Source organism: Ensifer sp. ENS02 (assembly GCF_014851885.1).
GTDB lineage: Bacteria > Pseudomonadota > Alphaproteobacteria > Rhizobiales > Rhizobiaceae > Ensifer > Ensifer adhaerens.
The window spans coordinates 192,206-217,096 of record NZ_JACVAO010000012.1 but is presented as its reverse complement, the minus strand read 5'-3'; the positions used below and the strand labels follow the sequence as shown (position 1 = coordinate 217,096).

Genomic DNA, 24,891 nt, shown 5'->3' with positions numbered 1-24,891 from the left:
GAGATAGTTGTTGGCGCAGAAGTTGAGCACCCGCTCGCCCGAGGCGACTTCGATCTCACCCGCCTGCTTCGAGGTGATCACACGCTCCGACTTGTACAACCCGGCCGTCTTCAGGCCCTCGAGTTCTGAACGGAGATGGGTGAGGTAGCGGTCGCTCATTCAGGCACGTCCCTCGGCTCGATCGGCGGCAGCAACAGGCGGAAACCCGGTGCGGCACAGGGCATCGAGACCTTCGAGATCCAGTCGCTCGAGGCCCAGTTCCGGAAGGAGGTCGTTCTCGCCTTCGAAGTCCCGGCCGTACATGGCCGAGAAGATGCGGATACCGGCCTCGTGCAGGTCTGCCGGGCATCCGGCAAGGCGCGCGAGCTGCGCCGTCACGACCAGACCGAAGGGAACATCCTCCGTCACGTAGCGGCTGTCGGCCGTCGCAGGACCCGTGCCGTTATGTCCGGCCTCATGCATTTCCTGGTTCATCTGCGAGATCGTGCTGACCGGCACATGGAACGACAGGTGGAAATGCTGAAAAATGTCGCGCACCTTCAGCTGCAGCTTCTCGGCGACAGCCAGGCGTTCGAGGTCGAGTGTCTCCAGGAGACGACCGATATTGGGGGTGACGTTCTGGGCCTGAACCCAGGTCTCGCCGCGCTCCATGCGCGACATGTTGCCGAGCGCGATCCCGAGGTGGTTTTGCGGATTGAGGTTTGAAAGCGCGATCGCCAGAAGGCTGCCGCGATCGACAAAATGTTCGCCGAAGAGTGCCGTGCAGACCGCATGGCCGCGCGCACTTTCCGATGCCGGAACGGTCGCGAGATCGACCTGCTTGCGGATGGTGTTCACCTGCACCAGCGCAGGGCCGAGCTTCCGGCCGCTGACGATCGTCGTGCCCCAGGCAACGATCGGCAAGGTGATGCCGCGTGCTGCCAGAAGCGACGAGAGATAAAGCGCTCCGAACGAGGTATGCGAGCTGAAGATCACCACTTGACCGGCAGTCAGATGCGGCGCGATTGCGTCCAGCACGAAGCGGTGACCATAGGCCGGCAGCGCGATGAGGATCGCATCGGTATCGTGGACGAGATCTTCCGCACGCTTGGCAACGGCCGGAAGGAAGGTGCCTTCGATGGCGCCCTCGGCCGTGAGGCGCCCTCCCTCTGCGAGTGCCACAGTGCCGGTGCCGGACGGCGACCAGAGCGTTGCCTTGTGTCCCAGTTTTTCAAGAAGTGCAGCGGTGCCAAAGGCAATAGAGCCAGCACCTGCGATACCTACGCGCATGTCGTTTTCCACTTTCATTGATATCGGGTGACGGGCGCAGCCGGGGCGCCCGCTGTCGAGGTGTTGCGGCTAAGCCGCGTTTCGGGCGGGGATGAGCGTGGTCGCTTCGGACGACCAGCCGACCCAGATGTCGTCGCGGCTTAGGCCTTCCACCTCGCTCGGATGAACGAGCGCGTTGAGCAGATGCCCCTCGCCGATCTCGACCTTGAGCGATGTGTGGTTGCCCTTGAAAACCCGCTGGCGGATCCGTCCACGGATCCGGTTGGCGACACCCGGTTCCTGCGCCGAGCATTGGATCGCTTCCGGCCGCAGGACGACGTAGATCGCGTCGCCGGCCTTGGGCGAGAGCGCGCCGGCGGACGCCTTGATCGTCATGCCGTTCCACCGCACCGCCGCTTCGCCGGCGTCAGTACCGACGACGTCGGAATGCAACAGATTGGTTTCGCCGAGGAAGGTCGCCACGAAGGCGGAGCCGGGGCGCTTGTAGAGGGTCGCCGGATCGCCCATCTGCTCGATCCGGCCATTGTTCATGACCACGATCGTATCCGACATGGTGAGCGCCTCTTCCTGGTCGTGGGTCACGAACATGAAGGTCTTGCCGGTCTGTTCCTGGATCGCCTTGAGCTCGATCTGCATCGTCTGGCGAAGCTTGGCGTCGAGGGCGGAAAGCGGCTCGTCCAGAAGCAGAACGTCGGGATCGGGCGCCAAGGCGCGCATCAGCGCGACGCGCTGACGCTGGCCGCCCGACAGCTCGGACGGAAGACGTCCGGCAAAATCCTGCAGCTGCACGAGTTCCAGAAGCTCCGATACGCGCCGCTGGATCTGGCGGTTGTCGACACCCTTCAACTCCAGGCCGAAGGCGATGTTCTTCGCGACCGACATGTGCGGGAACAGCGCGTAATCCTGGAACACGATGTTGACGTTGCGCCGGTTCGGCGGAACCATTGTCACGTCGCGGCCGGAGAGCAGGATGCGGCCCTCCGTCGGCGTTTCGAACCCGCCCAGCATGCGTAGCGTTGTCGACTTGCCGCAGCCGGAGGGGCCGAGCAGGGTGACGAACTTGCCGCGCTCGATGTTGAGATTGAGATTATCGACGGCGACAAAGCTGCCGAAGCTCTTGCGGATATTTTCGAACTGAACAACCGGTTGCATCAGCGGATCCTCGAACGACGTGTGAGATATTCTGCGTAGAGCCCGACCACGGCGGTCACGACCAGGACGAGCGTCGCCATGACGTTGATCTCCGGAGACATGCCGGACTGCACCCGAGCGAAGATCAGCATCGGCAGCGTCGGGCGATAGCCGCCGAGGAAGAAGGTGCGGACGAAGTCGTCGCTCGACAGCAGCAGGCAGAAGATCATGCCGCCGAAGATGGCCGGTCCCAGATAGGGAAGCGTGACGCGGAAGAAGGTTACGATACTGTCGGCACCGAGATCGCGCGCGGCATCGACCAGATTGCCCGGCATCGAGCGCAGCCGCGTCAGCACCATGACCACCACGAAAGGCACGGCGTGGACGACGTGGCCGAGGATGATGGCGACCGTGCCCGTCGGCAGATCGATGGTGGTGATGAAGATGCGCAGCGAAATCGCCGAGATCATGCCCGGCACCACGGCCGGCAGGCAGGCCACCGCAAAGGCCACGTATTGAGCGGCCCCGCGCAGCGACCCGATCAGCATCGCGATCCAGACACCGATCACCGTTGCAATGGCCGTCGTCGCCGCGGCGATCATGATTGTATAGAGGCAGGCGTCCAGGAACTGCTTGTCCTTTATGACCTTGGCGTACCAGTCGATCGTCAGGTTTCCGAGCGGAAACGAAATGAAGCTCGCATCCTTGAAGCTGACCGCCACCATCAGCGACAACGGCAGAAACAGGTACAGGACAAACAGCCAGTAGAAGGACTTGAGGGCCAGCCCGGGCCAATCGTGAAACAGGGCGTGCATCAGAATGTCCTTTGCTTCGAGCCGCCGACGACCCGCATGAACAGACCGACGGTGACGAGGGATGCGGCAAGCATGATCATCGCGAAGGCGGCACCGGCCGGCCAACGGCTGCTGGCGCCGTGGAAGAAACTGCTGATCGTCTCGGAGAACATGCTGGTGGTCGGCCCGCCGAGCAGAATGGGAGCGGCAAACACGCCCATGCAGGTGAGGAAGACCAGCGAGCATCCGGACACGATGCCGTCGCGCGAAAGCGGCAGGATGATGCGGCGGAAGCGCGTGAACGGCCCTGCCCCGAGATCGGCTGAGGCATCGAGCAGCGACTTCGGGATCTTCTCGATCGCCGAATAGAGCGGCAGCAGCATGTAAAGGCAGACCATGTAGACGAGGCCGAAGCTGATCGAAAACGAGGTGTAGAGCATCTGGATCGGACGCTCGGTCAGCCCGATTTCCCTGAGCAGCACGTTAACGGCACCGCGATTGGCGAGAAGCATGATGACCGAGAAGATACGGATGATTTCACCGGCCCAGAACGGGGCCAAGAGCAGGAGCAGCGCCCGTGACCTGTTGCCGGTCGCAACCACCTTCGCCACGTAATAGGCAACCGGATAGACCACGACCAGGGTGACGGCGGTTGCGATGGAGGCATAGATGAAGCTGCGCAGCAGCGGCATCCAGTAGAGCTTTTCACTGAAGAAGAGCGCGTAGTTGTCGAACGTGAATTCGGCCTCGACGCCCGGCTGCGGCGGATAGCTGGACAGGAGGCTGATGCGCAGCATCTCGTAGATGGGGCCGATATGCATCATCAGCATCCAGACGACCGGCACGCCGGCCAAAAGCAGGATGCGTCCGTATCGCCACTCGGCAACGGCGCCCAAGGTGTAGCGATAGAGCAGTGAGTTGATCACCCTTGCGACACCGGTCGAGTATTTCATGTGCGCAGCACGGACGGGGAGACCGCCACCTGCCGTATGTGTTCCCACGGCCATTGAATTATCCCAAAGCTTGTCCGCGACCCGACGGGCGTTGGCAGAACATGCGTCACCGTTCTGACCCCGCCGCCACGGCGAGGTCAGTCAGTCATCGCAATGCGATTGATTAGGCCGCTTTCAGTTCGGCGACGGCGCGATCGATGATCTCGTTCTTCATCGAGCGGTTGAGCGAGCTGAAGAAGGTGACGCGCTCGAGCTCGTCCTGTGGCAGGGTCGATGCCAGCCGCTCCCTCTCGTCGAGCAGCTTGTCGACACCCGATATCGTCGAGCTGAAGCCGGAGGTGCGCGTCATCGCCGCCCCGACCTCGGGATTGGCGAGGATCGCGTCGAACAGCTTGTAGGCATTCTCGGCGTTCGGCGCATTGTTGACGATGTTCAGCGTGTAGCAGAAGCCGTAGGTGCCTTCCTTCGGCACGGAGAGCTTGACCGGCACGCCGTCCATGATCAGCTTGGCGGCCGGGCCCGACCAGGCCTGCGCCAGGTGGATGTCCTCGTTGATGAACATCTGCTGCACTTCGCTGGCCGCATCGTAGTATTTGCGAACCATGTGCTTGTGCTTGATCAGGTGGTCGCGCGCTTGGCTGGCGGCCTTCTGGGCCTCCTCGACCTTGTCGGTGTAGGTGACGAAGTCGCCGTCATGGCCCAGATACTTCATGGTGATCGACATGAAGTCGCCCGCCATATAGGCGGTCAGGCCTTCGTACTTCTCGTCGAACATGATGCCCCAGCTGTCGGCCTCCGACACGTAGTCGGTGTTGCGCACGAGGCCTTCGTAGCCGGCAAGGATCGGCAATCCCCACAGGTTGCCCTCGAAGCGCGCCCAGGCAGCGTCCTGATAGGCGGGGTTGAGGTTCGACCAGTTACGCAGCTTTGCCGTATCCAGCGCCTGCACCAGCTTGGAGCCGATGAACTGGCCGTAGCGGTGGCCGGCGACCGTCACGATGTCCGTGGTCGGGTTTGCGCCTTCCGCCGTCAAGAGATTGTACTGCTTGCCCTGGTCGTCGGTCAGGCGGATGCGAACCTCGATGCCTGTGTCCTTCTGGAACTGCTCGATGAAATCCTGCGGCAGGAACTTGTCATAGGTGGTGATGTTGAGAACCGAGCTCTCAGCACGCGCCGACCGGATGAGGTAAGGCGCGGTGAGCACCGTTGCACCGCCTGCCCCCAACAGCTTGAGCGCGTTCCTGCGATTGATCTTCTGCCCGATAATCATTTGTTCCTCCTCTCGCCTCCCAGCGTGACTTGATGGCGCCAGAGCGCGCATACGCGCTTCTGATCCCGTCGCCGATCGCGCAGCCGGATCGATCCAGTTGCAGCCTGCATAAAGATTGGCGCAGCAAATTTGGTCCGTCTAATTGTTTTTGAGCCTGCATCCATTCCAAAAGGTTATAGCCTAGAATTTAAGCCGGCACGGCAAACGGCGATATTTTGCGGGGGTCTTGGTCGGCCGGATTGTCAACCTCCGCGCGCAAAGCTAGGGTATGGGTAAGTTTGCCCCGAATGAAGTTATGAAATGAAGCGCGCACCGAACCTGCGACAAATCGAGGCTCTTAAAGCCGTGATCGAATGCGGCACGGTCAGCCGTGCCGCGGAAGTGCTGCATATCTCGCAACCTGCCGTGAGCAAGCTCCTGGCGCATCTGGAAGAAGATACGGAGCTTGAACTCTTCGACCGCATCAAGGGGCGGCTCATTCCTTCGGAGCATGGCATGCGGCTCTACAAGGAGATCGATCGTGTCTTCGCCGGCATCAAGCAGATCGAGCGCGCCGTCGACCTGATCCGGCGCGAGGAACTGGGGCAGATCTCGGTCGGTGTGATGCCGGCGCTTTCCGGCCTCTTCATCAGCGACACCAACAAGCGCTTTCTTGCCGGGCACGGCGACGCCTACATCTCGGTGGTGATCCGCAGTTCGCAGTTCATCGTCGAGTGGCTGCTTTCCAAGCAGGTCGATATCGGCCTCATCAACCGCAATACGGACAACCCCTACATCGAGTGCGTTCCCTTGCGCGGCGGAGACCTCGTCTGCATTGCGCCGCGCGACCATCGCTTCGCTGCGAAACAGGAGATCGTGCCCGCCGACATCCACGGCGAGCCCTATATCGGCTTTGCCGCGGACAACCGCATCCGGCAAAAGATCGAAAGCACGCTCGATGTCTATGGCACGCGGTTGAACTACATCATGGATGCGACCCTTGCGCCGGCGGTATGCGAAATGGTCGCCAACGGACTGGGGATCGCCATCGTCGATCCGGTGTTCGCCTTTGGCCAGCGCGACCGGCTGACAATCAAGCCGTTTCTCCCCAGCATTGCGTCGGATCTCAGCCTCTGCTGGCTCCGCGAAACGAGAAACCGCCATCTGGTCGACGCCTATGTCGAGGCGACCCGCGCCACGGTCCAGGATATGCGGCTGGCGATGGAGGCGAACTGAGGCCGTGTCGGCGGTGTGTCGGAATTCGCGGCTTTACAAGCCCCGCTCCACAGCCAAGACTGCGGCCCCGACAGAATGGTGAACCATGCCGACCGCTCCCCTCCTTGTTGACGCATTTTCCGAAGCGCACATCCCCGAGATGCTCGACTGGTTTTCGAGCCTGGAGGCGCTGGTGCAATGGGGCGGCCCCGGCCTCTCCTTTCCGCTGGAAGCGGCACAGCTCGAAGCGATGCTCGCCGGAACCAAAGGTGCCGAACCTGAGCGCTTGATGTTTGCAGGCGTCGTCGACGGCAAGCTCGCCGGCCATGCGCAGGTAGCGCTCGACTGGGCAAACGGCGTCGGGCGCCTCGCCCGGGTTGCCATCAATCCACGCATGCGCGGCCAGGGTCTCGCCCAGCCTTTCGTCAGCGAAGTGACCCGCCGCTTTTTCGCCGACCCCGCCTTCGAGCGGCTGGAGCTCAACGTCTACACGTTCAACGAGGCGGCGATCCGCACCTACCGAAGCCTCGGCTTTTACGAGGAAGGCGTCAGACGCTCCTCCGCCAAGGTCGGAGATGCCAGGTGGGACACAGCGATTTATGGCATGCTTAGAGGCGAATGGGCCGACCGCACCGCCGCCGCTCAGTAAGGCAAGCCGACATAGTTCTCCGCCAGCGCCGTTTCTGCCGCCACCGAATGGGTGAGGTAGTCGAGTTCGGCTTCCTGGATGCGCTGGTCGAAATCGCCGGTATCCGGAAAACGGTGCAGCATCGTCGTCATCCACCAGGAGAAGCGCACGGCCTTCCAGACACGCGCCAGCGCCCGCGCCGAATAGGCGTCGATGCCGGCATTCGAGCGATCCTGGTAGTGTTCGCGCAGCCCCTCGAAGAGATAATGCACGTCGCTGGCGGCAAGGTTCAGACCCTTCGCGCCGGTTGGCGGCACGATATGGGCGGCATCGCCGACCAGGAACAGCCGGCCGAAACGCATCGGCTCGGCAACGAAAGAGCGCAGCGGCGCGATTGATTTTTCAAAGGACGGTCCCGTTACCATTGCTTCGGCATGATGCGACGGCAGCCGCCGGCGAAGTTCGTCCCAGAAGCGCGTGTCGGACCAATCCTCGATCTTTTCGCTCACCGCGCACTGGATGTAGTAGCGGCTGCGCGTCGTCGAACGCATCGAGCAAAGCGCGAAACCGCGCGGATGGTTGGCATAGATCAGTTCGTGGTCGACCGGCGGCACGTCGGCGAGAATGCCGAGCCAACCGAAGGGATAGACCTTCTCGAAGGTCTTGAGCGCCTTTTCCGGTACCGACTTGCGGCTGATCCCGTGAAAGCCGTCGCAGCCGGCGATGAAGTCGCAGTCGATGCGCTGCGCCGTGCCATCCTTCTCGAAGGTCACATAGGGCAGATGACCGTCGAAATCATGCGGTTGGACATTGGCCGCCTCGTAGATCGTGACAGCCCCTGAGCGCTCGCGATGCTCCATCAAGTCGCGCGTCAGCTCCGTCTGGCCATAAACCATGACGCGCTTGCCCCCGGTCAGTTGCCTGAGATCGATGCGGTGATCGCGGCCATCGAAGGCGAGCGAGAAGCCGTCATGCGGCAGGCCCTCCTGATGCATGCGCGCCCCGGCTTGAGCGCGATCCATCAGGCCGACCGTGCCTTCCTCCAGCACGCCGGCGCGCACGCGCCCGAGGATGTAGTCCTTGCTGACACGGTCGACAATGACATTGTCGATGCCCGCTTCCGTCAGCAACTGCCCGAGCAAAAGCCCTGACGGGCCCGACCCGATGATGACGACCTTGGTGCGCATGCTCTCCTCCGGAATTGCTCTTTGTCAGAATTGTCTTTTGGCAAAATCTGCGCCGGGCCGGCTTCGCTCTCAATGGACAAATCCGCCATGAAATTGCACAAATCGAACATGGCTTCAGGATGTGCGGTATGAAGAAGACGGTTCCGACCTACGAACTCTACGGCGAAAAGACCGGAGAACGGCCGGATTTCTGGCTGCATTGCGAGACTATTCCGTCACGAAGCAGCCTCTACCACTGGGAGATCGGGCTGCACCGGCACGAGAGCTTCTTTCAGATCTTGTACATTGCCGGCGGCTCCGGCGATGCGGTCTTTGGCAATGCGGTCAACATGATCGAACCGCCGATGGTCATTACCGTTCCGCCGGCGCTCAGCCACGGCTTCCGCTTCTCGCGCGACACTGACGGCTTCGTCTTCACCATCCTTGCTTCGCACTTGAAGACAACGCCCGGCGAGCGCAGCCGCCTTGGCGCCTGGCTCGCCGTCCCGCACCTGATCCGGCTCGACGGCCGCGAAGATGCTGCCTACATCGCAGCAACCCTCACACGTCTTGCCAGGGAATGGGAAACCAGCCGCGGCAACCGCGCCGATCTTCTGGACGCCTACCTGACCGCCGCGCTGACGCTGACGGCCCGTCTCGACGAGACGAGCGACGACCGGGATGATAGCAGCCAGAGTGAAAACGAGCGGCGGGTCCAGCGCTTCCAGGCGCTTTTGCAGCAGCACCTCCGCTCGCATTGGCCGGCCGCCGCCTATGCCCGCGAACTCGGCCTGTCGCAAACCCATCTCAACCGGATCACGCGCGCCGTTGCCGGCCTCAGCGCGCACGAGATGATTTCGCGAAAGCTCGTCGGCGAAGCAAAGCGCGAGCTCGTTTTCACCCGCGCCAACGTCCAGGAAATCAGCTTCCGCCTCGGCTTCGCAGACCCCGCGTATTTCTCCCGCTTTTTCCTGCGCCAGACGGGCGTGACGCCCCGCGCCTGGCGGCTTGCGGAACGAGACAGGCTCGGTGCGTAGGAAGGCGGGGTCAGGGCGCCGCGGTCCAGTCCTCGACTCGCAAGCCGGGCACACGATCGAACTCCCGCCGGTTGTTGGTCACGAGGATCAAGCCTTGAGACCGTGCATGACCCGCGATCAACTGATCGTAAGGCCCTATCGGCGTGCCACTGCGGGCGAGTTCGGCGCGCAACTGTCCGGTATGGCTGGCTGCCGCCTGATCGTAGTTGAGAACCTCAAGACGCGCGGCAAACCCCTCTATGACCGATAGGTTACGCTCGGGCATTGCGGATCTTTCCGCGCCGTAGATCAACTCCATCAGGCTGACCGAGCTGATGCACAGTTGGCCGTGATGCCTGTTGAACGCCTCACGAACCTGCTGCGGCCGGTTCTTGACCGTGTAGATGCAGATATTGGTGTCGAGCATGTATTTCAACATCAGAGTGGCTCGCGTTCCTGGGCCTCCGGCTGCTCTCTCTGCACCATGAAATCGGCTGTGACGAGCTCGCCGTCGAACCAACTGTCCCAGGCCTCGCCTGCGGGTGTAATGATGCGCGTTCGCCCCACCGCGACGATATCGACGCGTTTGACGTCCTCCGGAAGCGCTACGGCCCTCGGCAGCCGGATCGCCTGACTACGATTGGTGAGAAAAACTGCGCCCTGTTCCGACATTGTCGCCTCCGGGATATACCTTGAATATATCCAAGATGGTTTCAGCCACAGGATATGTCAATGGGATATACGCGACCTTTCGCGGCTGCCGATCGCAGTTCTGCGAGGCCGCTTTGTCACGTTCGGTGCCACTGCATCCCCACCTCGACGATCCAAAAAGCTTTTTGCAACGACTCAAAACGGGAGCAGAATCAAGATCGGGTCCGAGGGGGATCCGGAGGAAATACGGAGGAAGACATGGCAGTACGCGATCCGTCGCCCTCGTTGTACAACGAGGATCTGGCACCGGCCGAGGAGCGCCGGTGGGGCGCTTTCAGCATCTTCAATGTGTGGACATCCGACGTGCATAGCCTGTGGGGATACTACCTCGCAGCAAGCCTGTTCCTGCTCTGCGGCAGCTTCATAAACTTCGTCATCGCGATCGGCATCGGCTCGCTGGTGATCTTCTTCCTGATGAGCCTTGTCGGCAATGCGGGCGTACGCACCGGCGTGCCCTTCCCCGTTCTCGCCCGCGCCTCCTTCGGTACCTTCGGCGCCAACGTTCCGGCGCTGGTGCGCGCCGTCGTCGCCTGTTTCTGGTACGGCGCCCAGACAGCGGCTGCCTCCGGCGCGATCGTGGCGCTTCTCATTCGCAACGAAAGCATGCTGGCCTTCCATCAAAACAGCCACATGCTCGGCCACTCGACGCTTGAGGTCATCTGCTACGTCGTCGTCTGGTCGCTGCAATTGCTTATCATCCAGCGCGGCATGGAGACCGTTCGCAAATTCCAGGATTGGGCAGGCCCGGCCGTCTGGATCATGATGCTGATCCTTGCCGTCTACCTGATCGTCAAATCAGGGACGTTCTCGTTCGGTTCGGAAATCCCGCGCGACGTGCTCGTCGAAAAGACCAAGGACGCAGGCGTTCCGTGGGAGCCCGGCAGCTTCCCGGCGCTGGCCGCGGTCGCCGCCACCTGGATCACCTACTTCGCAGCGCTCTATCTGAACTTCTGCGACTTCTCGCGCTATGCAACCGACGTGAAGACGCTACGCAAGGGCAATCTCTGGGGCCTGCCGATCAACCTGCTCGCCTTCTGCCTGGTCGCCGGCGTGACGACGACCGCCGCCTTTGCCGTCTATGGCGAAGTGCTGCTGCATCCGGACCAGATTTCGGCGAAATTCGACAGCTGGTTCCTGGCGCTGCTTGCAGCCCTTACCTTCGCCGTCGCGACGCTCGGCATCAACGTGGTGGCGAACTTCGTGTCGCCGGCCTTCGACTTTGCCAACGTCTTTCCGCGGCAGATCAACTTCAAGCGCGGCGGCTACATTGCGGCGCTGATTGCGCTCATCCTCTATCCGTTCGCCCCTTGGGAAACGGGGGCTGCGCATTTCGTCAACTTCATCGGCTCGACGATGGGGCCGATCTTCGGGGTGATGATGGTGGATTATTATTTGATCCGCCGCGGCCAGCTGAATGTCGAAGCACTCTATCACGAGGAGGGCGAGTTCCGCTTCCAGGGCGGCTGGCACGGCAGCGCCTTTATCGCCTTTGCCATCGGCGCGCTGTTCTCCTCGATCCTGCCGACCTTCACCAACATCCTGCCCGCCTGGTGGGGAATCTATGGCTGGTTCTTCGGCGTCGCCATCGGCGGGGCGATCTACTACGTCTTAAGGATCGGCGCACGCAAGCCGGCCTTTGCGGCCTAGTTATTGCGCAGCATGCCCGGTTCAACACCGGGCATGCTGTCGCATTTTCAGTTTTTCTTCGGGAGGCCGAGGATTTCGCGAACGCCGTTCTTGGTGAAGGGCTGCGCCAGTTGTGCCAGGAAGCCTTGGGCGATCTGGCCTTTGATGCCGATGTTAGTGGAGGACGGACGGTCAGGGTTGTAGTACGTGCCGAACAAAAGGTCCCAGACCACGACGTTCTCGCCGTAGTTCATGTTGCCTTCGCGAAGGTCCTTCGAGTGATGCCAGCGGTGCAGCCGCGGCGTGCTGAAGAGATAGTCGAAGGGGCCGGTGCGCATGTCGACGTTGCAATGGGTAAGAATGCCCATGAAGGCCGTGACCGCGCCGAGCCACCAGAAAACGTGCAACGGAGCGCCCAGGCAATAGAGCGGGATCTGGCTCATGGCGATCTTGAACAGCGAATCGGCCACGTGGAAGCGGCCGGTATTGATGACCCAGAGCCGAACGACGCTGTGATGCAGCGCGTGAAACCGCCAGAAGAACAGCTTTTCGTGGGCGATCCGATGCGACCAATAGAGGCCGAATTCGGCAACGACCACGGCGATAGCCACCTGAAACACCATCGGCCAATCCGATGGCCAGAGACCAAACTTGAGCGCTGCGAGCGGCTGCAGGATGTTGGCGGCATACATGGGAAAGACGGCGGCGATCAGGCCAGCCGCCTGCAGCAGGCCCTTCGTCGCCAGCGTGTGGCCGATATCGTTCACCGTTTCGCCATCCGATTGCAGCCAGCCCCGCTCGTAGGGAATGTAGCGTTCGAGAAGAAACAAGATGAAGACGGCAGCCGCATAGACCGCCACGAATCCGACCATAGGCTCTGCGCTCGCGAACGCGTAGTAGGCGCCGAGCAGTCCACCGAAAAGCACCAGCGGCCAGGACAGATACCCAAGCACTAATCTGAAAACCTGTCCGAGCCTCGACACGGTGGCTCTGCGCTCTGCCTTCATCAACGATGCTCCATCCATTCAAGCAGTTCCCGGCATGTGCGCGGCCGACCGTCGCTGACGCGTCCGTTGCTGCATGCATCCAGGCGATGGTCCTGCTCGGACCAGCCGCCTCGTCCATGCCGGTACATGCGTCTGATCTCGGCGCAGGTTCGCGGCGTTCCATCACTTAGCCGACCATCACGACAGGGATCGTACAAAGGCTGCACGGTCCGATACGGATTGTCCGCAATCCACATTCCCTTTTCTTCGGCATGGCTCGGGCTCGCGCTGAAGAGGATCATCCACATGGGTAAAATGGCCAGGCGCATCGACAACGTCCTTTGTTGAAACGTTGCACGAGCTTTGCGGGGGGTGGGTTGCACCAGCATTGCAGGAGACGGGAAGATGCAATCAGTCGCTTGCGGATGCAACCGCCCATTGACGATGAAAAGAGAATCTATCATTCTCTTTTCATCGTCAATGGAATCTGGACAGATGCGCGCGCCGAATCCCGAATTTTCGCAACAGGAAACGGACGACTTTTCCGCGCTGGACGCAACGGAACAGGCGCGTCTCGTCTCGACGGGCCAAGCCTCGCCGCTCGAACTCGTCGATGCCGCCATCCGGCGCATCGAGCGGGTCGAGCCGCACGTCAACGCCCTTGCATCCGCGAATTTCGACCACGCGCGCAAGTGCGCCGGAGCTCTTCGGCCGCACGCGGACATGCCGTTCCCGGGCGTACCGACCCTGCTCAAGGATCTGCTTGCCTATCCCGGCCATCAGGCCGGCTTCGGCTCTCGCCTCTTCAAGGGACAGCCCGCCCCAGCCGGATCGGATTACACGGACGCGATCGACAAGGCCGGTCTGATCGTTCTTGGAAAGACGACCACATCGGAGTTCGGCCTGCTCGGCACCACCGAAACCCTCGCCCATGGCGCGACGCGCAACCCCTGGAATTTTGCCCTTTCGACCGGCGGCTCGTCCGGCGGCGCGGTGGCGGCCGTTGCCTCCAGCATGGTGCCGATCGCCCACGCGTCCGACGGCGGCGGCTCGATCCGTGGCCCCTCCTCGTTCTGCGGGCTATTCGGTTTCAAGCCGAGCCGGGACCGCACGGTGAATGCCGGCCTGCCGCCGGCGATGCCGACGGCGCGGCTGATCAGCGACCATTGCGTCAGCCGTTCCGTGCGCGACAGCGCCGCGTGGCTGGCGGCGACCGAGCGGCAGGACCTGGCGCGGCCAATGCCTGCGATCGACGATATGCGCCGCGGCCCGCAGAAGCGGCTGCGCATTGGCGTCTATCGCCATGATGTTTTCGGGCGCGGCGTGTCTGAAGCGGTCGAGGACGCGCTCAACGCGGCGATCACGTTGTGCACGGTTTTGGGGCACGAGGTGGTCGAATGCGCGGGGCCTGACGTCAACGCGCAGGAAACCAGCCGTGCCTTTTTCAATCTGACCGGGATCGTTCTGTCCGGCCTGTTCGACCAGGTCGCGGCCGCAATGGGCGGCGCCTTCGACGAGACCTTGTTCGAGCCCTACACGGTCGAGCTCGTCCGCCGCGCGAGGCGGCTGCCGGAGGCGGCAATCATGGAGGCGATCGGCGCGACGAAGAGGGCCGAGGCGAGCGCAAATCAGACGATCTCCGGCTATGACGTGCTGCTTTCGCCCACCGTCCCCTTCACGGCCTTTCCGCTGGGGACGCAAGGACCGACCGAGGATGCAGACCAACTCATCGCGTTTACGGAACGCCTCGCCGGCTTCACCAATGTGGCGTCCTTTGCCGGATGGCCCGCCATGTCGGTGCCGCTTTGCTGGTCGCGCGAGGGGCTGCCGGTCGGCTGCCATTTCGCTGCAGCAACGGGCGAGGACGCGCTGCTCTTCTCACTCGCCTTCCAGCTGGAAGAAGCTGCCCCCTGGCAACCAAGGCTCACCGAGCTTGCAGAAAGGCTCGCATGCCCCAGCGCCTGAAGCAGGAAGTGCGCGAGCGTCTGCTTGCGGCAGCGGCAGCGGTGTTTGCCGAGCAAGGGTTCGAAAAGGCCCGGCTGGCCGATGTGGCGGAACGGGCGGGTACGAGTTCGAGCAACATCTACAAGTACGTCGCCGACAAGGAAGCGCTGTTTTATGAGATCGTGACACCGGCGCTCGCCGGGCGATTGTTGCGCTTGCTGCGCGCCCGTGTACGAGAACTGCGATCGATCGGCGATTGGCTGCAGGCCGATGCTTCCGGATCCGAACGTGCCCGGGCGCTGCTGTCCTTCTGGATCGACCAGCGGCTCGTGGTGCTGATCCTGCTTCGCGGGGCCGATGGGACGCGCTACGCCCATGTCCGCAAGCTGATGATCCGGGAGATGGTGCGGCTGGCTTCCGGCTACCTGACCGACAAGGGCGGCGAGCAAGCCCTGACGCCTTTGATGGGTTTCATGCTCGAGCGAACCTTCACTCGAACGCTGGACACCATTGCCGATACGCTCAGCGAATACAGCGACGCCCCGTCTATCCAGTCGGCCATTTCGCTCTTCTGGCGCTACCAGCTTGCGGGGCTGCAATCGCTTCTGGACCCGGACGCGTTGGGCGGTGATCGTCAAGCCTTCACAGGCCCCGATCAGTCGTCCGAATAGCGCTCTTCGCGCCACGGGTCGCCGCGCATGTGGTAGCCGTTCCGCTCCCAGAAGCCGGGCATGTCGCCTTCGCGAAAATCGATACGCGTCAGCCACTTGGCACTCTTCCACAGATAAAGATGTGGAACGACGAGCCGCATCGGTCCGCCATGGGTGCGGCCGATCGGTTGGCCCTCCCAGTCGGTCGCAAGGATCGCGTCTTCGGAGGCGAAATCCGCAAGCGGCATGTTCGTGGTGTAGCCGTCATAACTCGTCAGCATGACATGGCTCGCCTCGGTCTTCGGCATCACCTGGTCGAGCAGATCACGTGTGGTCACGCCTTGCCAGCGGTTGTCGTAGCGCGACCACGTCGTCACGCAATGCATGTCGGAGAGACGGTCGCTCTGCGGCAAAGCCTTGAAGGCGGCCCAGTCGAGCGACAGGGGATGCTCGACGTGACCGGTGATATCGAGCCGCCAGCTTTCCGTCCGGATGATCGGCTGCTGGCCGAGGTCGAGCACCGGCCAGTCCTTGACCAGATGTTGCCCGGGCGGAAGGCGCTCGTCCTCGGGGCGCACGATCCGCCCCGTCAGGAACTTGCCATCGGCGGCCCAGCGCCGCTTCGTCGTCGTGAGCTTGGTTTCCGGCGGATGCGCGTCGTCGGTCATGATGCTCTCCTCCCCAACCCCGAATTCACTCGCCAAGCGAAAGTAAGAAGGGCGCGACGGCGGAAGGTCAAGCGCAGCTTCAAAAGTTGTTATCTCAGCACCAGCCGGAGCGCCGCTTGCGTTTCCTTGAGCAGCGGCAGGTAACGCTCGACCATCTCCGCTGCGGCCACGTGGGCTGCCGGCGCGCCGATGTTCAGCGCCGCAACGATCCGGCCGCGGTCGTTTTCGAGCGGCACTGCGATCGAACAGAGACCGAGTTCCAGTTCCTGATCAATCAGCGCATAGCCCTGGTCGCGCACACGGCGAAACTCGGCGATCAGGTCCTCCGGATCGGTCTTCGTATAGGGCGTGTTTGTCTTGAGGTTCGATCGGGAAAGAATCTCTCGTGCCTCATGCTCCGGCAGTGCCGCGAGCCATACCCGCCCCATGGAGGCGCAATAGGCCGGCAGGCGCGACCCCGTCGTCAGGTTGATCGACATCACCCGCTTTTGCGAGGCGCGGGCGATGTAGACGATCTCGGTTCCATCCAAGACCGAGGCCGAGGCGCTCTGCCCGGCGCGGTCGGACAATTGGTCGAGATAAGGTTGGATGATCGTCGGCAGCGGCGTTGCCGAGAGATAGGCATGGCCAACGCGCAGGATCTTCGGCGTCAGCGCGAAGAACTTGCCGTCATAGTCTGCATAGCCGAGCTCGGAGAGGGTCAGCAGCGACCGGCGCACCGTCGCCCGGTCAAGCCCGGTAATCTTTGACGCCTCGGCGATCGACAGTTTGGGCCGGGTTTCATCGAAGGCTTCGATCACTGCCAACCCGCGCGCAAAGCCGCTGACGAAGTCCGTTTCACGCATCCTTGCCTCCCAAATCATCGCCAACGATTTTGTGCGATATACGAACAAAAGTCAAATATCGCACAAAATATTTGACCGAGCGTTTCGATCGGCGCTTATTGGCATCCGGAAGAGGAAGGCGCCGGCTGCCCGTGGGGCGACGAAGGCCACGAACAGATCACTGAGACCAAGAGAGGAAACATGGCGAAGATCGTTTCGCTCGCCGAGGCTGTCGGCGACAATGTCAGGGATGGCGACACCGTCGCCATGGAAGGCTTCACCCATCTGATCCCCTATGCCGCGGGGCATGAGGTGATCCGCCAGGGTCGCAAGGACCTCTATCTGGTGCGCATGACGCCGGACATTCTCTATGACCAGCTGATCGGCGTGGGTGCGGCGCGTGGCATGAAGTTTTCCTGGGGCGGCAATCCCGGCGTCGGCTCGCTACATCGCTTCCGCGACGCCGTCGAAAACCAGTGGCCGCGGCCGCTGGAGATCGAAGAGCATTCCCACGCGGCGATGGCCAACGCCTATGAGGCGGGTGCCGCCAACCTGCCGTTTGCGACGCTGCGTGGTTACATCGGCGCCGACCTGCCGAAGGTAAACCCCAACATCAAGTCGGTCACCTGCCCGTTTACCGGCGAAGTGCTTGCGGCCGTACCGGCGATCCGCCCTGACGTCACGATCATCCACGCCCAGCGCGCCGACAGGAAGGGCAACGTGCTGATCGAAGGCATCGTCGGCGTGCAGAAGGAGGCGGTTCTTGCCGCCAAGCGCTCGATCGTCACGGTCGAGGAGATCGTCGACGAACTCGACCCTCCGTCGCCCAATTCCCTCGTACTGCCGAGCTGGGCCGTCACATCGGTTGCCCACGTTCCGGGTGGCGCCTTCCCGTCCTATGCGCACGGTTACTATCCGCGCTCCAACGCTTTCTACATCGGCTGGGACGAGATCGCCCGCGACCGCGATAGCTTCACCGCCTGGATCAAGGAAAACGTGCTCGACGCCGGGCCGGAAGATTTCGCCAAGCATGCCGGCAACAAACCGGCAAAAGCGGCCTGAGGGAGGATAGGATGAGCGATTTTACCCCCACCGAAATGATGACCATCGCCGCTTCCCGGGCGCTCTCCAACGACGACGTCTGCTTCGTTGGCATCGGCGCGCCCTCGGCCGCCTGCAACGTCGCGCGGCTGACGCATGCACCCGATATCACGCTGATCTACGAGAGCGGCACGGTCGGCACCAAGCCGGATGTGCTGCCGCTTTCGATCGGCGATGGCGAACTCTGCGACACGGCCCTTTTCACCGTGTCGGTGCCGGAGATGTTCCGCTACTGGCTGCAGGGCGGGCGTATCACGACAGGCTTCCTCGGTGGCGCCCAGATCGACAAGTTCGCCAACCTCAACACCACGGTCGTCGGCCCCTATGACCACCCGAAGGTGCGTCTGCCCGGTGGTGGCGGCGCTCCGGAGATTGCCTCCAATTGCGGCCGCATCTTCATCACCATGGCGCTCTCCAGGCGCGGCTTCGTCGAGAAGCTGCCCTTCATTACCTCCATGGGCCACGGCGACGGCGGCGACCACCGCGAACGGTTGGGCATGAAGACCAAGGGACCGACGCGCGTCATCACCGACCTCTGCATCCTGGAGCCGCATCCGCAAACCAAGGAACTGACCGTCGTTTCGATCCATCCCGGCGTCACGCGCGAGCAGATCGTCGAGAATTGCGGCTGGGCGATCAGGTTCGCCGAGGAAGTGATCGAGACGCCGGCCCCGTCCGAACTCGAACTCAAGACCCTTCGTGACATCAACGCTCGCACCAAGAAGGCGCATCAGGGCGACAAGGAGGCTGCGTGATGGCCGAGGCTTTCATCTGCGACTACATCCGCACCCCGATCGGCCGGTTCGGCGGCTCACTCTCATCGGTGCGGGCCGACGATCTCGGCGCAATTCCGCTGAAGGCACTGATGGAGCGTAATGCCGATGTCGACTGGGACGCCGTCGACGACGTGATCTTCGGCTGCGCCAACCAGGCGGGCGAGGACAACCGCAACGTCGCGCGCATGTCGCTGCTCCTGGCCGGCCTGCCGGTCGGCGTCACCGGGACGACGATCAACCGGCTTTGCGGCTCCGGCATGGATGCGGTCATCACGGCAGCCCGCGCCATCAAATCGGGCGAAGCCGAGCTGATGATCGCCGGTGGCGTCGAGAGCATGTCACGCGCGCCCTTCGTGATGCCGAAGGCCGATGCCGCCTTCTCCCGCAACGCCGAAATCTACGACACGACCATCGGCTGGCGCTTCATCAATCCCCTGATGAAGAAGCAATATGGCGTCGATTCGATGCCAGAGACGGGCGAGAACGTCGCGGCTGACTTTCACGTCAGCCGCGAAGACCAGGATGCGTTTGCTGTGCGCAGCCAGGCAAAGGCAGCGGCCGCGCAGGCCAATGGCCGGCTGGCGAAAGAGATCGTTTCGGTGACGATCCCGCAGCGCAAGGGCGAGCCCGTTATCGTCGATCGCGACGAGCACCCGCGCGCGACGACGATGGAGGCGCTTGCCAAGCTCGGCACGCCCTTCAGACAAGAAGGCGGCACGGTGACCGCCGGCAACGCCTCCGGCGTCAACGATGGCGCAACGGCCCTGATCATCGCCTCGGAAGCGGCAGCGAAGAAATACGGCCTCAGGCCGATCGCCCGCATCCTCGGTGGGGCTACCGCCGGCGTACCGCCGCGCATCATGGGCTTCGGCCCGGCTCCGGCATCGAAGAAGCTGATGGCCCGCCTCGGTCTCACGCAGGCGCAATTCGACGTGATCGAACTCAACGAGGCCTTCGCCTCGCAGGGGCTCGCCACGCTTCGCGACCTCGGCATTGCCGACGACGACCCGCGCGTTAACCGCAACGGCGGCGCGATCGCGCTCGGCCACCCCCTCGGCATGTCCGGCGCCCGCATCACCGGCACGGCGGCACTCGAACTGCACGAGACCGGCGGGCGCTATTCGCTGTCGACCATGTGCATTGGCGTCGGCCAGGGCATCGCCGTGGCGCTGGAACGCGCCTGACCACGGAAAAAGTACGAAACGCAAAGAGCCCGGCCTGTTTCCAAAGCCGGGCTCTTTGCTTTTAGGTGCTACCGGTCGGTCGGCGGGCGATAACCCGCCTTCCGATCACTCCGTCCAGATCGCGACGTCGACCGGGCCGAGCTTGCGGCCGCCGACATGGAAGGTTGCGCCCGCAGACGCCGGCACGTCCACCGCCGTCTTGCCGTAGTTGAAGGCGAAAGTGAGCTTGCCGCGGCGGGTGATGCGCAGATCGCCAAGATCGGCGAGCGCCTCAACCGAAGCCCAGCCGAGCGCATCGCCAATCACCTTGTCCAGGAGCTCGCCGCGTGCACCCGTTGCCATGTAGCGTGCCTTGTCGTTGCCGACGAGCGCCGGAGCGCCATTGCGATAGTCGCCCTCGAAGGTCGCAAGCACGGTTTCGTTGGTGCGAACCGTCTCGCGCCAGACGCCGGCCGGATAGGTCTCGTTGCCGTAAAGCACACTCTCGCCGTGGAATTCCGGCAGCGACTCGACACGCGCGACGCTGACGTCGATCAGCGCGGCGAGCGGACCCGGCGGCAGGCCCTCCGGAATATGCATGTCCTCGGTCTTGCTGCCACTGCGCGGTCCGAAAAGCACCTTGGCACCCGACGCCGCAAGCTTTTCGACAAAGGCCTGTTCGGGGATCACGAGGTCGGGTGCCAGCACCAGCTGGTAGCCTTCGAGGTCCGAGTGCTGGCCGATGATGTCGACATCGACGCCGAGGCGGGCGACGGTCGAATACCAGTCGAGCGCGATCTGCGAAGCCAGATAGGTGCGGCCCTGCGGCAGCGCCCGGGTCGCCCAGCGCGAATTGTAGTCGAGCAGGATCGCGACTTTCGCCTTCTCGCGGCGCTCACCCTTCGGCAAACGCTTCATTTCCTCGGCAACCTGCGCGACTTCGAGATAGCCCTGGTCAGCCTCGCTGTTCGGAAGCAGCAGACCCGCATGGAACTGTTCCTGCGCAAACGGCACCTGGCGCCAGCGGAAATAGGAGACCATGTCGACGCCGTGGGCATAGGCGAGCCAGGTCCAGAGCCGCACCATGCCGTCGGCCGGCGACTGATTGTGCGAGGCCCAGTTTACCGGGCCCGGCTGCTGCTCCATCACCCAGACGCGGCCGTTGCCGACGGCGCGGTAGAGATCGTGGTTGAAGGCCGGTTGGTCGGGATCGCCGACGCGCAGATACCGGCCCTTGTCTTCCGACGAGAGACGACCATTGAGCAGGCCACCCATCGGATAGACGTCCCACGACGCGATATCGATGTCCTCGCCGACCTTGTAATGGTCGAAGTCGGTGTTCTGCGACATGAAGTTGTGCGTCACCGGACGGCCCGGCGAGTGCTTGCGGATGATGTCGACCTGCGCCTTGTTGAAGCTCTTCACCTGGTCTGAGGAGAAGCGGATGTAGTCGACGATATGGGTCGGGCTCGGCTCTTCGACGAGGTTGTTCGGAAGCTCGACCTCGTCGAAGCTCAGATAGTTCATCGCCCAGAAGGCCGTACCCCAGGCGCGGTTCAGCTCGTCGACCGTGCCATAGCGGGCCTCAAGCCATTCGCGGAAGGCGCGCAGCGCCTCGTCGGAATAGCTGTAGATCGTGTCGTGGTCGCCGTACTCGTTATCGGTTTGCCAGGCATGGACGAAGGCGTTTTTGCCGTAGCGCTCGGCCATGGCTTCGGAAATCCGCGCCGCCTCGATGCGGTAGCGGCGGCTGGAGAAGCAGTAGTGACGGCGGGCGCCGAACTTGCGCACCACACCCTTGACGTCGACGGGCAGGATGTCCGGGTAGCGGTCGATCAGCCACTTCGGAGGTGCGGCGGTCGGTGTTCCCAGAATGACCTTAAGACCGGCCTTGCCGAGCACCTCGATCGCGTCGTCCAGCCACTCCCAGTGGAATTCGCCCGAGCGGGGCTCGATCTTCGCCCAGGCGAATTCGCCGATGCGCACCCAGGCAAGGCCGAGCTCGACCATGCGGCGGGCATCCTCTTCCCATTTTTCGCTCGGCCACTGCTCCGGATAGTAGCAGACGCCGAGTTCCAGCATGTCTGTCTGCTGTTCCTTGGCGTTGAAGCGGTTCGATCTCGTCAGGGGCATGTGCACGGGTTCCGGTCCTTCGTCATGTCTTACGGCCGGTTGGGTCCGACCTCGGGTTTTGTCTGTGCGCCCTCGAATATAAACGTTTATATTCAAGGGCATGAATGAGCGCCCTGAGCGGGCGTGAAATTCGTCAACGGTTCGGGTTCAAGCGGTCGTCGCAACGCTCGATCAGGTTCGGCATGAGCAGCGTCTGCAGCGCTTCCGGCGGCTCACCCTCCATGCGCCTGAGGATATAGGCGCCGAGCAGGCTGCTCGGTTCACTGATCGGCAGGTAATAGGTGGTGATCGGCGGCGCGAAATACTGGCTGACGTTGAGATCGTCGGTGGCGTTGATCACCGCATCGCGGCCATGCACCAGCCCGCGCTCGTGGAAGCCCGAGAAGGCGCCGAGCGCGGAGGCTTCATTGGCGCAGATATAGGCGGTCGGCGGGTTGCCGAGCTCCGACATGGTCAGCACGTTCTCGCGGCCGAAAGCCGGCGTCAGACGGCCATGGGCGACGAGCGCCGGATCATAGGGAAGCCCCGCGACATCAAGCGCATGCCTGTAGGCTTCGTGCCGGGTGATGCCGTAGCTTAAGTCCGAGAGCGGGTTGAGCAGCGCGATGCGGCGATGACCGCGCTCGGTGAGCCGCGCCATCGACACCCGGATCATCTGCTCGTTGTCGGCATCGACATAGGCATGCGGCGCATTGTGAATGCTGGTGCCATAGGTGACGAAGGGGAAATCGGCCGCCTGCATCGTGCGGATGCGGGGATCGTCGGCGCGGGTGCCCGAGATGATGATGCCATCGGCCTTCTTCAGCGAAACGATCTGCTTGATGACCGCCTGGCTCTCCTCGAAATTGCGGACCGCATAGAGCGAGACGCGATAGGGACTGTCTTCCAGCGCCCAGGAAATGCCGCTCAGGAGCTGGGCGTATTCGACGCCTTCCCATTCGTTCTGCTTCGGACCCGGCGCGGTCATGATGGCTGCGACCTGATAGGTCTTGCCGGTGCGTAACTGCACGCCATGCATGTTCAGTTCGTAGCCGACGCGTTCCGCCGCTTCGATCACGATCGCGCGCGTCTCCGGACGAACCTGAGGCGAATGCTTCAGGGCCTTGGAAACGGTGGCGATGGAAAGCCCCGTCTCCTGCGCGATGGTCTTGATCGTCGGTCTCTGCATGGCGGTTCTGCTCGTCACGGGTTGTCAGCGCTGAGCGATGCTGCCAGCACAAGATAGACTGCGGATGTCCAGGCGAATGCGCGATCGCGAAGGCCCCTCCCCGAGCGCGCGTCGAAGTTTTCGGCCATACCGCTTTTGCTCGCAAGTGAACAGAACTTTTCCGCGACTTCGCGCGCGAGCTCAATCTTCCCTTGCCGGCGCAGTCCATCCCAGAGAAGCAGTGTGGTCGGCGCCCAAATCGGCCCGCGCCAGTAACCGTCGTCCTCGTAGAAGGAACTCTTCGGACTTTCGGTCGCCGGGCCCCATTCGGTGATGAAGCCGCCAGCGACGAGCCGCGCGACAAGCTTCTCGCGCATGTCGGGCGTCAGCCGCGAACCGAGCAGCAGCGGCATGAACTGGATGAGGTTTTCGCCCGGCAAGATCCGCTCCGGATCCGCAGCGAGCCGGGCGCCAAAGGTGCCGCCGGTCCAGAGGCGCTCGAACAGCAGCACCTGCAGGTCGTCTGCCTTCTGCCGCCACACCGCCCGGCGTTCTCGATCGTCTTCAAGAAGCTCGGCCAATGCCTCGCAGGCAAGGATCAGGAAAACCGGCAGATCCGGCGAGATCACCGGGCCGCCTTCGGCAAAGAAGGTGGCGTTGTCCCAGCCGCTGTCGTTGCCGTGGAAATAGGACGGCAGGCTCGTCCCATCTTTGCGTCCATGGGTCAGCCAGTAATCCACCTGCCGGCCGATGGCATCGCGCAGGTAGGACTTGCGCTCTGCCGTCAGGAAGCCGGGATTGGCAGCTGCGATCAGCGACACCGCCCAACCGTGCACCGGCGGCTTGGTGAAGGCAAAGAGCACGTCGCGATCGTTGACATAGTCCGGCAGAAGGCCGGAGGCGTCCTGGTGGTCGAAGATTGCTGCGAACTGATCGAAGGCGAGATCCTGATCGAAGGCGGCGACACCGAGGGCCGAAAAGGCGTTGTCCCAACTCCAGATGTTGATCATGTGGTTCTTCGACATGTAGATCGCCGGCCGCGTCAACGCGCCACCGGCCGGCACGCCGTTCGCCCAGAGCAGATAGCTTGCCAGCCGATGCGCCTCGTCCTGGCCGTCAACACCTCCAGGAACGCGCGCGTGCCACGCAGAGAATTCTGCCGTCGCATCCGAAAGCGCCTCGGCGAACCGACCGGGCCGATCAGCCGGCGGCACGGTGCGGAAGAAATCGACATTGCCCTCGAAGGCACCGGTCCCCGAAAGGGCGAAGGACACGTCTTCGGAATGGTCGCGCTGCCAGGCGCCAGTGACCTTCAGGTCGCCGGTGATCGCCCGCGGGATGAATTTGACGTTTTCGACCGCGGCCACCAGGCAATCCTCTCCGTTCGGCGTGCGGTAGACATAATCGTAACGCGAGCCTTCGAGATGGAAGCGTACGCCGGCTTGTCTGCCGGATATGTGCAGCCGCTCCCCTTCGCCGATGACGAAGGTGACTTCGCCGTCACCGACGCGAGCGTCGAGTCGTTCGGGTGAAAGCACGAGCACCGGGGTCACGGCCCTGCCTTCCGCATCGAGAAATTCCACGCGGCAGAGGCGACCGAGCGATGGCCGCTCGTCGCCACCGGCGACGTGCCGAAGATAAAGCGCACGTTCGCCGTCGCGGCCAGGCACGCGCATCATCGAGAGCGTCAGGAACCGGCCCCTGCGGCTGAAGGGCACGGTATCGATGTCGAACAGCATGC

24 protein-coding genes and 1 pseudogene are annotated in these 24,891 nt (G+C 62.9%); 9 read left to right on the top strand and 16 right to left on the bottom strand.

Annotated elements, in window-relative coordinates:
* The 6 genes and pseudogenes from IB262_RS25240 to IB262_RS25215 all read right to left on the bottom strand — a co-directional run.
* Positions 1-159 (bottom strand): annotated as a pseudogene (locus IB262_RS25240) (glycine C-acetyltransferase); the annotation flags it as partial.
* A complete protein-coding gene (locus IB262_RS25235) occupies positions 160-1,269 on the bottom strand; it encodes an NAD/NADP octopine/nopaline dehydrogenase family protein (protein WP_176960305.1) in 1,110 nt (369 codons plus the stop codon).
* A gap of 69 nt (positions 1,270-1,338) precedes the next feature.
* Positions 1,339-2,421: an ABC transporter ATP-binding protein gene (locus IB262_RS25230; RefSeq protein WP_060580985.1), complete on the bottom strand. Its 1,083-nt coding sequence runs from the start codon at positions 2,419-2,421 to the stop codon at positions 1,339-1,341.
* Complete coding sequence (locus IB262_RS25225; protein ID WP_192493947.1) at positions 2,421-3,215, bottom strand: ABC transporter permease; 795 nt, start codon at positions 3,213-3,215, stop codon at positions 2,421-2,423. Before IB262_RS25225 ends, IB262_RS25230 begins: the two co-directional genes overlap by 1 nt.
* A complete protein-coding gene (locus IB262_RS25220; protein ID WP_051659715.1) occupies positions 3,215-4,201 on the bottom strand; it encodes an ABC transporter permease in 987 nt (328 codons plus the stop codon). Before IB262_RS25220 ends, IB262_RS25225 begins: the two co-directional genes overlap by 1 nt.
* Positions 4,202-4,310: 109 nt before the next feature.
* On the bottom strand, positions 4,311-5,417 hold the full coding sequence (locus IB262_RS25215; RefSeq protein WP_060644721.1) for an extracellular solute-binding protein: 1,107 nt from the start codon (positions 5,415-5,417) through the stop codon (positions 4,311-4,313).
* 300 nt (positions 5,418-5,717) lie between these two features.
* Here IB262_RS25215 and IB262_RS25210 point away from each other — a divergent pair, with 300 nt between their 5' ends.
* Both IB262_RS25210 and IB262_RS25205 read left to right on the top strand, forming a co-directional pair.
* Positions 5,718-6,632: a LysR substrate-binding domain-containing protein gene (locus IB262_RS25210; RefSeq protein WP_034805874.1), complete on the top strand. Its 915-nt coding sequence runs from the start codon at positions 5,718-5,720 to the stop codon at positions 6,630-6,632.
* Between the two features lie 85 nt (positions 6,633-6,717).
* Positions 6,718-7,260, top strand: a complete 543-nt coding sequence (locus tag IB262_RS25205; protein ID WP_112771416.1) for a GNAT family protein — start codon at positions 6,718-6,720, stop codon at positions 7,258-7,260.
* On the opposite strand, the gene pobA is transcribed toward IB262_RS25205, so the two are convergent.
* Positions 7,254-8,426: a 4-hydroxybenzoate 3-monooxygenase gene (gene pobA, locus IB262_RS25200; RefSeq protein WP_060580988.1), complete on the bottom strand. Its 1,173-nt coding sequence runs from the start codon at positions 8,424-8,426 to the stop codon at positions 7,254-7,256. The genes IB262_RS25205 and pobA overlap by 7 nt on opposite strands.
* A 128-nt stretch (positions 8,427-8,554) precedes the next feature.
* Between pobA and IB262_RS25195 the strand changes: the two genes are divergently transcribed.
* Entirely contained in the window at positions 8,555-9,442 is an 888-nt protein-coding gene (locus IB262_RS25195; RefSeq protein ID WP_060580989.1) for a helix-turn-helix domain-containing protein, read from the top strand.
* A gap of 10 nt (positions 9,443-9,452) precedes the next feature.
* On the opposite strand, the gene vapC is transcribed toward IB262_RS25195, so the two are convergent.
* Together vapC and vapB are read right to left on the bottom strand one after the other, a co-directional pair.
* Positions 9,453-9,860, bottom strand: coding sequence for a tRNA(fMet)-specific endonuclease VapC (gene vapC, locus IB262_RS25190; RefSeq protein WP_060530470.1), 408 nt, complete (start codon positions 9,858-9,860; stop codon positions 9,453-9,455).
* The gene (gene vapB / locus IB262_RS25185; protein WP_034805861.1) at positions 9,860-10,093 is read right to left on the bottom strand and encodes a type II toxin-antitoxin system VapB family antitoxin; all 234 of its coding nucleotides are present in this window, start codon (positions 10,091-10,093) and stop codon (positions 9,860-9,862) included. Before vapB ends, vapC begins: the two co-directional genes overlap by 1 nt.
* Positions 10,094-10,330: 237 nt before the next feature.
* Between vapB and IB262_RS25180 the strand changes: the two genes are divergently transcribed.
* On the top strand, positions 10,331-11,779 hold the full coding sequence (locus tag IB262_RS25180; protein WP_060530469.1) for an NCS1 family nucleobase:cation symporter-1: 1,449 nt from the start codon (positions 10,331-10,333) through the stop codon (positions 11,777-11,779).
* Between the two features lie 47 nt (positions 11,780-11,826).
* Here the strand turns inward: IB262_RS25180 and IB262_RS25175 are convergent, their stop codons facing one another.
* Complete coding sequence (locus tag IB262_RS25175) at positions 11,827-12,765, bottom strand: sterol desaturase family protein (RefSeq protein WP_060530468.1); 939 nt, start codon at positions 12,763-12,765, stop codon at positions 11,827-11,829.
* Complete coding sequence (locus IB262_RS25170; protein WP_192493946.1) at positions 12,765-13,208, bottom strand: hypothetical protein; 444 nt, start codon at positions 13,206-13,208, stop codon at positions 12,765-12,767. Before IB262_RS25170 ends, IB262_RS25175 begins: the two co-directional genes overlap by 1 nt.
* Positions 13,209-13,239: 31 nt before the next feature.
* On the opposite strand from IB262_RS25170, the gene IB262_RS25165 reads away from it, so the two are divergent.
* Together IB262_RS25165 and IB262_RS25160 are read left to right on the top strand one after the other, a co-directional pair.
* A complete protein-coding gene (locus IB262_RS25165; RefSeq protein ID WP_113079295.1) occupies positions 13,240-14,709 on the top strand; it encodes an amidase family protein in 1,470 nt (489 codons plus the stop codon).
* Complete coding sequence (locus tag IB262_RS25160) at positions 14,694-15,359, top strand: TetR/AcrR family transcriptional regulator (protein ID WP_060530466.1); 666 nt, start codon at positions 14,694-14,696, stop codon at positions 15,357-15,359. Before IB262_RS25165 ends, IB262_RS25160 begins: the two co-directional genes overlap by 16 nt.
* Here the strand turns inward: IB262_RS25160 and IB262_RS25155 are convergent.
* Complete coding sequence (locus IB262_RS25155) at positions 15,344-16,006, bottom strand: sulfite oxidase-like oxidoreductase (protein WP_192493945.1); 663 nt, start codon at positions 16,004-16,006, stop codon at positions 15,344-15,346. The genes IB262_RS25160 and IB262_RS25155 overlap by 16 nt on opposite strands.
* Before the next feature lie 89 nt (positions 16,007-16,095).
* Complete coding sequence (locus IB262_RS25150) at positions 16,096-16,851, bottom strand: IclR family transcriptional regulator (RefSeq protein ID WP_060530464.1); 756 nt, start codon at positions 16,849-16,851, stop codon at positions 16,096-16,098.
* A gap of 180 nt (positions 16,852-17,031) precedes the next feature.
* Here IB262_RS25150 and IB262_RS25145 point away from each other — a divergent pair, with 180 nt between their 5' ends.
* The 3 genes from IB262_RS25145 to pcaF are packed head-to-tail and all read left to right on the top strand — an operon-like array spanning position 17,032 to position 19,891.
* Positions 17,032-17,892, top strand: a complete 861-nt coding sequence (locus IB262_RS25145) for a CoA transferase subunit A (RefSeq protein ID WP_112771411.1) — start codon at positions 17,032-17,034, stop codon at positions 17,890-17,892.
* Positions 17,893-17,903: 11 nt separating this feature from the next.
* Positions 17,904-18,686 (top strand): CoA-transferase subunit beta, encoded by a 783-nt coding sequence (locus IB262_RS25140; protein ID WP_060522042.1) that lies wholly within the window; start codon positions 17,904-17,906, stop codon positions 18,684-18,686.
* A complete protein-coding gene (pcaF, locus tag IB262_RS25135; RefSeq protein ID WP_060580998.1) occupies positions 18,686-19,891 on the top strand; it encodes a 3-oxoadipyl-CoA thiolase in 1,206 nt (401 codons plus the stop codon). Before IB262_RS25140 ends, pcaF begins: the two co-directional genes overlap by 1 nt.
* 105 nt (positions 19,892-19,996) lie before the next feature.
* Here the strand turns inward: pcaF and IB262_RS25130 are convergent, their stop codons facing one another.
* From IB262_RS25130 to IB262_RS25120, 3 genes are all read right to left on the bottom strand, one after another.
* Positions 19,997-22,009, bottom strand: coding sequence for a beta-galactosidase (locus IB262_RS25130; protein WP_192493944.1), 2,013 nt, complete (start codon positions 22,007-22,009; stop codon positions 19,997-19,999).
* Positions 22,010-22,136: 127 nt separating this feature from the next.
* Positions 22,137-23,171: a LacI family DNA-binding transcriptional regulator gene (locus tag IB262_RS25125; protein WP_034805837.1), complete on the bottom strand. Its 1,035-nt coding sequence runs from the start codon at positions 23,169-23,171 to the stop codon at positions 22,137-22,139.
* A gap of 14 nt (positions 23,172-23,185) precedes the next feature.
* On the bottom strand, positions 23,186-24,889 hold the full coding sequence (locus IB262_RS25120; protein WP_192493943.1) for a glycoside hydrolase family 37: 1,704 nt from the start codon (positions 24,887-24,889) through the stop codon (positions 23,186-23,188).
* Positions 24,890-24,891 lie beyond the last annotated feature (2 nt).